Annotated in this window: 8 protein-coding genes; 4 read left to right on the forward strand and 4 right to left on the reverse strand. The window is 68.1% G+C overall.

Annotation, left to right across the window (positions count from 1 at the left end; translation table 11 throughout):
• Position 1: 1 nt before the first annotated feature.
• The 4 genes from coaE to BR39_RS0108665 are packed head-to-tail and all read right to left on the reverse strand — an operon-like array spanning position 2 to position 2983.
• Positions 2-625 (reverse strand): dephospho-CoA kinase, encoded by a 624-nt coding sequence (coaE, locus tag BR39_RS0108650; protein WP_029909907.1) that lies wholly within the window; start codon positions 623-625, stop codon positions 2-4.
• Positions 622-1479 carry a shikimate dehydrogenase gene (aroE, locus tag BR39_RS0108655; protein WP_029909910.1) on the reverse strand — a complete coding sequence of 286 codons (858 nt, stop codon included), beginning with the start codon at positions 1477-1479 and terminating at the stop codon, positions 622-624. The genes coaE and aroE overlap by 4 nt, the downstream gene beginning before the upstream one ends.
• Entirely contained in the window at positions 1476-2084 is a 609-nt protein-coding gene (locus tag BR39_RS0108660; RefSeq protein WP_029909913.1) for a Maf family protein, read from the reverse strand. The genes aroE and BR39_RS0108660 overlap by 4 nt, the downstream gene beginning before the upstream one ends.
• Positions 2081-2983, reverse strand: a complete 903-nt coding sequence (locus BR39_RS0108665) for a pyruvate, water dikinase regulatory protein (RefSeq protein WP_029909916.1) — start codon at positions 2981-2983, stop codon at positions 2081-2083. The genes BR39_RS0108660 and BR39_RS0108665 overlap by 4 nt, the downstream gene beginning before the upstream one ends.
• Before the next feature lie 453 nt (positions 2984-3436).
• Here BR39_RS0108665 and hemE point away from each other — a divergent pair, with 453 nt between their 5' ends.
• The 4 genes from hemE (at position 3437) to rho (ending at position 7669) form a co-directional block, all read left to right on the forward strand.
• Positions 3437-4465 (forward strand): uroporphyrinogen decarboxylase, encoded by a 1029-nt coding sequence (gene hemE / locus BR39_RS0108670; RefSeq protein WP_029909919.1) that lies wholly within the window; start codon positions 3437-3439, stop codon positions 4463-4465.
• Complete coding sequence (gene hemH / locus BR39_RS0108675; RefSeq protein ID WP_231499417.1) at positions 4462-5523, forward strand: ferrochelatase; 1062 nt, start codon at positions 4462-4464, stop codon at positions 5521-5523. Before hemE ends, hemH begins: the two co-directional genes overlap by 4 nt.
• Positions 5523-5987 carry a CopD family protein gene (locus BR39_RS0108680; protein WP_029909935.1) on the forward strand — a complete coding sequence of 155 codons (465 nt, stop codon included), beginning with the start codon at positions 5523-5525 and terminating at the stop codon, positions 5985-5987. The genes hemH and BR39_RS0108680 overlap by 1 nt, the downstream gene beginning before the upstream one ends.
• 269 nt (positions 5988-6256) lie before the next feature.
• The gene (gene rho, locus BR39_RS0108685; RefSeq protein ID WP_029909939.1) at positions 6257-7669 is read left to right on the forward strand and encodes a transcription termination factor Rho; all 1413 of its coding nucleotides are present in this window, start codon (positions 6257-6259) and stop codon (positions 7667-7669) included.
• Positions 7670-8285: the final 616 nt, after the last annotated feature.

Here is an 8285-nt window from a genome sequence, read left to right on the forward strand (position 1 = left end):
TTCAATGGCCCTGTTCGCGGCCGCCTTCAAGCGGAGCGGCGGCGCGCAGGCGAGTCAGGATGTCGCGGACCTGTTGACGGGCGTGGTCCAGGCCCCGGCCGGTGTCGATCACGAAGTCAGCGCGGGCGCGCTTCTCGGCGTCGGGCGTCTGGCGGGCCAGGATCGCCTCGAACTTGGCGAGGTCCATGCCCGGCCGGGCCAGGACCCGCTGGCGCTGGACGTCGGCGGGTGCCGAGACCACTACCACCTTGTCGACCTTCTTCTCGCCGCCGGTCTCGAACAGCAGGGGGATGTCCAGCACGACGACGTCGGCGCCCTGGGCCTGGGCGTCCTCGAAGAAGCCGATCCGGTGGGCGCCGACCAGCGGGTGGACGATGGATTCCAGCACCGCCAGGGCCTCGGAGTTGCCCATCACCGCGGCGCTGAGCCTGGCGCGGTCGATGGCCCCGTCGACCACCACGCCCGGAAACGCCGCCTCGACCGGCCCGACCGCCGCGCCGCCGCTGGCGTAGAGCGCGTGGACGGCCGCGTCGGAATCGTAGACCGGCACGCCGGCCTCGACGAACATCTGCGACGTCGTCGACTTGCCCATGCCGATCGAACCGGTCAGGCCCAGGACGATCATTTCGCCGCGTCCCCCAGGTGGGCCAGGGCCAGGGCGCGCACGTCGACCTGGGCCGGCGGCGCGACGCCGAAGAAGGCCTCGAAGCTGGGGACGGCCTGGCGCAGCAGCATCTCCAGCCCGTCCACCGTGCGGCGGCCGGCGGCCTCGGCGCGGCGCAGGAACTCGGTGCGGAGGGGCTTGTAGACCATGTCGACCACGACCGCGTTCTTCGGCGTCAGCGCCAGGTCCGCCGCCGGGCCCGCGCCGCCGCCCAGGCCCAGGGAGGTGGCGTTGATCACCAGGCCGGCCTGGGCGAGCAGGGCGTCCAGCTCGGTCTCCGAGGCGGCCTCGACCACGCCGCCGATGGAGGTGGCGATCGCCTCGGCCCGGGCGAAGGTGCGGTTGACGATGCTGACCCGGGGCGCGCCGGCCAGGGCCAGGGCGGCTGCCGCGCCCCGCGCCGCGCCGCCGGCGCCCAGGATCACCACCGGCGAGACGGCGATGTCGAAGCCCGGCGCCTGGACGGCGATGGCGCCGATCAGGCCCGGACCGTCGGTGTTGTCGGCGGTGATCGTGCCGTCGGCTTCGAAGATCAGCAGGTTGGCCGCGCCGGCCAGCTTGGCCAAGTCGCTGCAACGGTCAGCGCAGGCCAGGGCCTGCTCCTTGAACGGTATGGTGACGTTCAGCCCCCGGATCGCCCCGCCGCGCAGGCCCTCGGCGAAGGTCTCGAAATTGTCCTCACCCGGTCCGAACGGGACATATGCGGCGTTCAACCCGGCTGCGGCGATCCAGGCGTTGTGGATCACCGGGCTCATCGAGTGGCGGATCGGCTGGCCACAGACGCCGGCGACGATGGCCGAACCCGTCACGCTCATGCCTCGAGAGCTCCATGCAAGCGAAGGAAATCAAGCAGGCCGGTGATCGGCAGGCCCAGGATGGTGAAATAGTCGCCGTCGATGCGGTCGAACAGCTGCACGCCCTCACCCTCGAGGAAGTAGCAGCCGACCGACGACAGGATGTCGGGAGCGTTGCGCGCCAGATAGCCGTCCAGCCAGGCGTCGCTGAAGGGCCGCACCGACAGCTTCGCGGTCTCGACCACGCGCCAGATCGGGCGGCCGTCGCGGGCCACGACCACGGCCGAGTGCAGCTTGTGGACCTTGCCGCGCAAGCGGAGCAGCTGGTCGCGGGCGGCCTCGACCGTATCGACCTTGTCGAACAGCACGCCGTCCAGGTCGAGCGTCTGGTCCGAGCCGATCACCAGGCCGGCGCGCTTGGTCGAGACCTTGAACGCCTTCAGTTCGGCCAGGGCGTCGGCCACTTCGCGCGGCGAGGCGCCCTCGGCCAGCAGCCCGGCCTTGGCGGCGTCCTCGTCGACGCCGGACCGGACGGCCTCGAAGGCGACGCCGGCGTTGCGCAGGATCGTCTGTCGGGCCGAGCTGGTGGACGCCAGGGTTACGGGGGTGCGGGACGATGACGTCATCCCAGGACCTCGACCTGGCCGCGGCCGCCCGACAGCAGGTTGATGATCGCCGCCGCGGTCTCCTCGACCGATCTGCGGGTCACGTCGATGATCGGCCAGCCCTGGCGCTCGAACAGCCGGCGGGCGGCGATGATCTCCTGCCGCACGGCGTCGGTGTCGATATAGTCGCTCTCGCGGTTCTCCTTCAGCGACAGCAGGCGGTTGCGGCGGATCTGGATCAGCCGCTCGGGCGTGGTCATCAGGCCGACGATCAGGGTGTTCTTCAGGGTGAACAGCTCGTCGGGCGGCGGCCGGCCCGGGACCAGCGGCACGTTGGCGGCCCGCACCCCGCGGTGGGCCAGATAGATGCAGGTGGGCGTCTTGGACGTGCGCGACACGCCCACCAGGATCACGTCGGCCTGGGTCAGGTCCTGGCCGCCCTGGCCGTCGTCGTGGGCGATGGCGTAGTCCAGGGCCTCGATCCGGTCGAAATAGTCGTTGTTGAGCGCGTGCTGAGCGCCGACCCGGGTCGAGATCCGCGCGCCCAGATAGCGCGACATGGCGCTGACCACCGGGTCGAGGGCGGCGATGCACGGCATCTCCAGCCGTCGGCAGCCTTCCTCCAGCGCGGCCCGCAGGCCCGGGTCGATGATCGTGTGCATGACCACGCCCGGCGCGCCGGCGATCTCCTCCAACGCCCGGTCGAGTTGGCGCGTGGAACGCACCAGGGCGTAGATGTGTTCAATCGGCAGGATGTCGGTGAAACGCGCGCAGACCGCCCGGGCCATGGCGTTCAGGGTCTCGCCCGTGGAGTCCGACACCAGGTGGATATGGAAGTAGGTCGCGAACCTTGGCGCGGCTCTTTCACCCTCAGGGGCGCCCGCTTCCTGTGGATCATCTGTTAAGGGTTGGTTAACCACTGGCTTGGCCCTTGGGGATGAGCGGGGGTGAATCCGGGACAGTCACGGCGCGTCGAACTGACCCTGTGTTAAACGGTCACATTGATGCCGGACAATCCCCAGTCTCGGATGAGCTCCGCAGCCGGTGCGTTTCCGATTCCCCCAGAGCGGGGATGAGCGGACGCTCATGGTTACGGCGCTGTTCACCATCTTAACGTTTCATTAGGAATTACGAAGGCCTAGCGCACTATCCCCATAGTTCACAGGCGCGAGCCCACATGTGGGTCACGTTGGGATGGTTTTCGGATCGGCAGGGGGCATGGTGCGCCGCACGCGGGTTTTCCCCGTTTGGCACTTACCCACCATCTCCTACAATCTTCCTTAAAATCTTCTTAAAGAGAGAAGGAAGAAGGAAGAAGGCCTCCGGGGAGATACGGGCTTGAGCCCACGGGCCTGAGGGGATTTAAGGCCTGCATGACCTCGCTTCCCAAGCCCAAGCTCCTTTCCGTCCTGGATGGCCAGAAGGCCGAACGTCCTCCCGTGTGGTTCATGCGGCAGGCGGGTCGCTATCTGCCGGAGTACCGGGCCGTTCGCGCCACCGAGCCGACCTTCATCGATTTCTGCCTGAACCCGGAGAAGGCCGCCGAGGTCACCCTGCAGCCCCTGCGGCGGTTCCCGTTCGACGCGGCCATCGTCTTCGCCGACATCCTGCTGATCCCCCAGGCCCTGGGCCAGAAGGTGTGGTTCGAGGCAGGCGAGGGGCCCAAGCTGGGCGAGCTGCCGTCCATCGAGTCGATGCGCGACCTGACGGGCCAGGCCGGCCAGGCCTTGGGCGCGGTCGGCGAGACGTTGAGCCGTGTCCGGTCGGCCATGGATCCCGAGCGGACCCTGATCGGTTTCGCCGGCGCGCCCTGGACCGTGGCGACCTACATGATCGAAGGCGCCTCCAGCGACCGTTCCGGGGCCCGGACCTTCGCCTATCAGCACGCCGACAAGCTGGACGCCCTGATCCAGGTGCTGATCGACGCGACCATCGACTACCTGGCCATGCAGGCGGCTTCGGGCGCCCAGGTGCTGAAGCTGTTCGAGAGCTGGGCCGAGGGCCTCTCCGAGCCCTTGTTCGAGCGCCTGGTGACCAAGCCGCATGTCGCCATCATCGAAGGCCTCCGGGCCCGAGGCGTGACCACGCCGGTGATCGGCTTCCCGCGCGGGGCCGGGACCCTGGTCGAGACCTACGCCAAGGTCGCGCCGGTCCAGGGCGTGGCGCTGGACACCCAGGCCTCCGCGGCGCTGGGCCAGTCGATCCAGAAGACCAAGGCCATCCAGGGCGCGCTCGATCCGCTGCTGCTGCGGGCCGGCGGCGACGCCTTGATCGCGCGGGTCGACCAACTGCTGGAACAGTGGGGGCAGGGTCCCTACATCTTCAATCTGGGTCACGGCATCCTGCCCGACACGCCGATCGCCCACGTCGAGGCGGTGCTGGCCCGGGTCACCGGGAAATGACCAACGCGATGGGGACGAAACGGAAGATCGCCGTCGTCCTGTTCAACCTGGGCGGACCCGACGGGCCGGACGCGGTGCGGCCGTTCCTGTTCAACCTGTTCCGGGATCCGGCGATCATCGGTCTGCCGGCGCCGCTGCGCTATCCGATCGCCGCCCTGATCGCCGCGACGCGCACGAAGCTGGCCAAGGAGAACTACGCCCTGATGGGTGGCGGCTCGCCCCTGTTGCCGGAAACCGAGAAGCAGGCGAGGGCGCTGGAGGCCGATCTGGCCGAGCGCTTCCCGGACGCCGAGACCCGTTGCTTCATCGCCATGCGCTACTGGAAGCCGCTGACCAACCAGACCGCCAAGGCCGTGAAGGCCTTCGCCCCAGCCGAGGTGGTGCTGCTGCCGCTCTATCCGCAGTATTCGACCACGACGACCGGTTCGTCGCTGAAGGCGTGGAAGCGCGCCTACCGCAAGGGCCCGGGCCGGGTGTCGACGGTCTGCTGCTATCCGACGGACGAGGCTCTGGTTCAGGCGCATGCCGACCTGATCAGGGCCGCCTACGACAAGGCCGGACGTCCCGGTCCGGCGCGCCTGCTGTTTTCCGCTCATGGCCTGCCTGAGAAGGTGATCCTGGCCGGCGATCCCTACCAGAGCCAAGTCGAGGCCACGGCCGCGGCGGTGGCCGCGAAGCTGGGCGAGGGCTGGGGCTGGCGGGTCACCTATCAGAGCCGGGTGGGCCCGATGAAGTGGATCGACCCCTCGACCGAGGACGAGATCCGCGCCGCCAGCAAGCAGGGCCTGGCCCTGGTCGTCACGCCGATCGCCTTCGTCTCGGAGCACATCGAGACCCTGGTCGAGCTGGATCACGAATATCGCCAGGTGGCCTTCGAGAACGGCTGCCCGGTCTATGTCCGCGTGCCGGCCCTGGGCGTCGCGCCCGGGTTCATCCGCGGCCTGGGCCGCGCCATCCAGGGCGTGCTCGGCGCGCCGGACCGCTTGGTCACCGCCTGCGCCTGGCGCTGCGGCGGCGACCGCACCCAATGTCCGAACAAACAGGGAGCTTCGGCGTGATGGATTTCCTGGCCGGTCATTTCGACCTGATCCGCGGCCTGCACATCATCTTCGTGATGGCCTGGATCGCCGGCATGCTGATCCTGCCGCGCCTCTTCGTCTATCACATGAAGACCGAGCCCGGTTCGGAGATGGACGCGGTCTTTAAGCTGGCCGAGCTGCGCACCCTGCGGATCATCATCAATCCGGCGATGATCCTGGCCCTGCTGATGGGCCTGCTGCTGGCGATGATCGACACCCAGCGGCTGGGGCCGGACTTCTATCTGAAGCCCTGGGCCCTGACCAAGATCGCCGCCCTGCTGTTCCTGTTCGCCTGGCACGGCTTCGTCTCGAAGGCCCGCCGCCAGTTCGCGGCCGGGACCAACACCCGCTCGGAGAAGTTCTGGCGGATGACCAACGAGCTGCCGTTCCTGGCGGCGATCGTCATCGTGCTGTCGGTGACGACCAAGTTCCTGGGCCACTAGCTCGGCCACCCGGTCAGGCGGCTTTGCTTGACCGGCGGGGCCGCTTGTGGTTCCCATCCAGACAGACAGGTCGCCTGCGGCCTGTTCCCGCCTCTTACGGACCGGCGCTCGTCCTGACGCGCCCCCGGAGCCCAGCTCCGAAGGTCTGTCCCCCGATCGATACGCGCCGTCGTCATGGCGCGACCCGCTCGCCGCCCCTCGCGACGAGTCCGTTTTAGAACCAAGGCCCGGCTCGCGGTTTCGCGGGCCGAGCGACGTTGAGTGTCATCATGACCGACCAGACTGATACCCAAGACAATCCCGAGCTCGAACCCGTCGTCGACACGACGGTCGAGCCGGCCGCCGACACCGCCGCCAACGGCGACGACAACGGCGACGAAGACTCCGAGATCAGCGCCGCGGTGGCCGCCATGGGCCTGACGCGCATGTCGCTGCAGGAGCTGAAGGAGAAGTCGCCCGCCGACCTGCTGGCCTTCGCCGAGACCTTCGAGGTCGAGAACGCCAACTCCATGCGCAAGCAGGACATGATGTTCGCGATCCTGAAGACCCTCGCCGAGGAAGGCGTGGAGATCTTCGGCTCGGGCACCATGGAAGTGGTGCAGGACGGCTTCGGCTTCCTGCGCTCGCCGGAAGCCAACTATCTTCCGGGCCCGGACGATATCTACGTGTCGCCCTCGCAGATCCGAAAGTTCGGCCTGCGCACCGGCGACAGCGTCGAGGGCGCCATCCGCTCGCCGCGCGAAGGCGAGCGCTACTTCGCCCTGACCAGCGTCTCGAAGATCAATTTCGAGAGCCCCGAGAACGTGCGCCACAAGGTGCACTTCGACAACCTGACGCCGCTGTATCCCGAAGAGCGGCTGAACATGGAACTGCCCGATCCGACCATCAAGGATCGCTCGGGCCGGGTCATCGACATCGTCGCTCCGCTGGGCAAGGGCCAGCGCTGCCTGATCGTCGCCCCGCCGCGCGTCGGCAAGACGGTGATGCTGCAGAACATCGCCAAGTCGATCGAGACCAACCACCCCGAGTGCTACCTGATCGTCCTGCTGATCGACGAGCGCCCGGAAGAAGTCACCGACATGCAGCGCACGGTGAAGGGCGAGGTCATCGCCTCTACCTTCGACGAGCCGGCGACCCGCCACGTGCAGGTCGCCGAGATGGTCATCGAAAAGGCCAAGCGCCTGGTCGAGCACAAGCGCGACGTCGTCATCCTGCTGGACTCGGTCACGCGCCTGGGCCGCGCCTACAACACCACCGTCCCGTCGTCGGGCAAGGTGCTGACCGGCGGCGTCGACGCCAACGCCCTGCAGCGCCCCAAGCGCTTCTTCGGCGCCGCGCGCAACGTGGAGGAGGGCGGCTCGCTGTCGATCATCGCCACCGCCCTGATCGACACCGGCAGCCGCATGGACGAAGTGATCTTCGAAGAGTTCAAGGGCACCGGTAACTCGGAAATCGTCCTGGACCGCAAGGTGGCCGACAAGCGCATCTTCCCGGCCATCGACGTGCTCAAGTCGGGCACCCGCAAGGAAGAGCTCATCACCCCGCGCGACCAGCTGCAGAAGACCTACGTCCTGCGCCGCATCCTCAACCCGATGGGCGCCTCGGACGCCATCGAGTTCCTGCTGGAGAAGATGCGCCAGTCGAAGACCAACGGCGATTTCTTCCAGAGCATGAACACTTAAGCTTGGTGTTTCACGTGAAACATGAGGGGCGGCCGGTGCGAACCGGCCGCCCTTTTTGTTTGCTTGCTGGGCCTGGGCAGCGACCCCTGGCCCCCTACGGACCGCTTCGCGGTCGTCTTCCCCCGCAGGGGGAAGAGCGCGGGTGCGAGGGCTCCGCCCCCTATGGGGGCGGACAGGCGGCGAAGCCGCCAGGTGGGGGCAAGGGGGTGAACCACGGCTTTTCAGCCTCACGCGATCTCTCGCTGAAGGTATGGAAAGGGCTGCGGAGCGCCGGACATCGTCCGGAAGAAATTAGAGAATACCGTTTCGACGAAGCCCGATCGCTCCGCGCGGTCGTTATCCGGAAGCGCGACGGCGCTGAGTTCTATTGGAACCTCGCCGCCTTGAAGCCTCCGGCGGGCGGGCTGGAGCAACGATCCCCAGTCCCGGACCGCGAGCGTCTCACCGCCCGCCTGCTGCTCAACCGGCCCCCATCCAACGCTGTATCCGTGTTCCGAGCCCAGCCGGCACCAGATGGATGGGGTTTGATCCTTTCAGACCGCCGAAGGAGCTTCCCGCTCGATCGCCCCCCGCCGCCGCATCGGTCGCTGGCCATGCGCCCTTTCCCGCGTCGAGG

Source organism: Caulobacter sp. UNC358MFTsu5.1, from assembly GCF_000712075.1.
Taxonomy (GTDB): domain Bacteria; phylum Pseudomonadota; class Alphaproteobacteria; order Caulobacterales; family Caulobacteraceae; genus Caulobacter.

Bases quoted from the DNA above. Each gene is read 5' to 3' on its own strand.
- coaE (WP_029909907.1), bottom strand. From the start codon at position 625: ATGATCGTCCTGGGCCTGACCGGTTCGATCGGCATGGGCAAGTCGACG.
- aroE (WP_029909910.1), bottom strand. From the start codon at position 1,479: ATGAGCGTGACGGGTTCGGCCATCGTCGCCGGCGTCTGTGGCCAGCCG.
- BR39_RS0108660 (WP_029909913.1), bottom strand. From the start codon at position 2,084: ATGACGTCATCGTCCCGCACCCCCGTAACCCTGGCGTCCACCAGCTCG.
- hemE (WP_029909919.1), top strand. From the start codon at position 3,437: ATGACCTCGCTTCCCAAGCCCAAGCTCCTTTCCGTCCTGGATGGCCAG.
- hemH (WP_231499417.1), top strand. From the start codon at position 4,462: ATGACCAACGCGATGGGGACGAAACGGAAGATCGCCGTCGTCCTGTTC.
- BR39_RS0108680 (WP_029909935.1), top strand. From the start codon at position 5,523: ATGGATTTCCTGGCCGGTCATTTCGACCTGATCCGCGGCCTGCACATC.
- rho (WP_029909939.1), top strand. From the start codon at position 6,257: ATGACCGACCAGACTGATACCCAAGACAATCCCGAGCTCGAACCCGTC.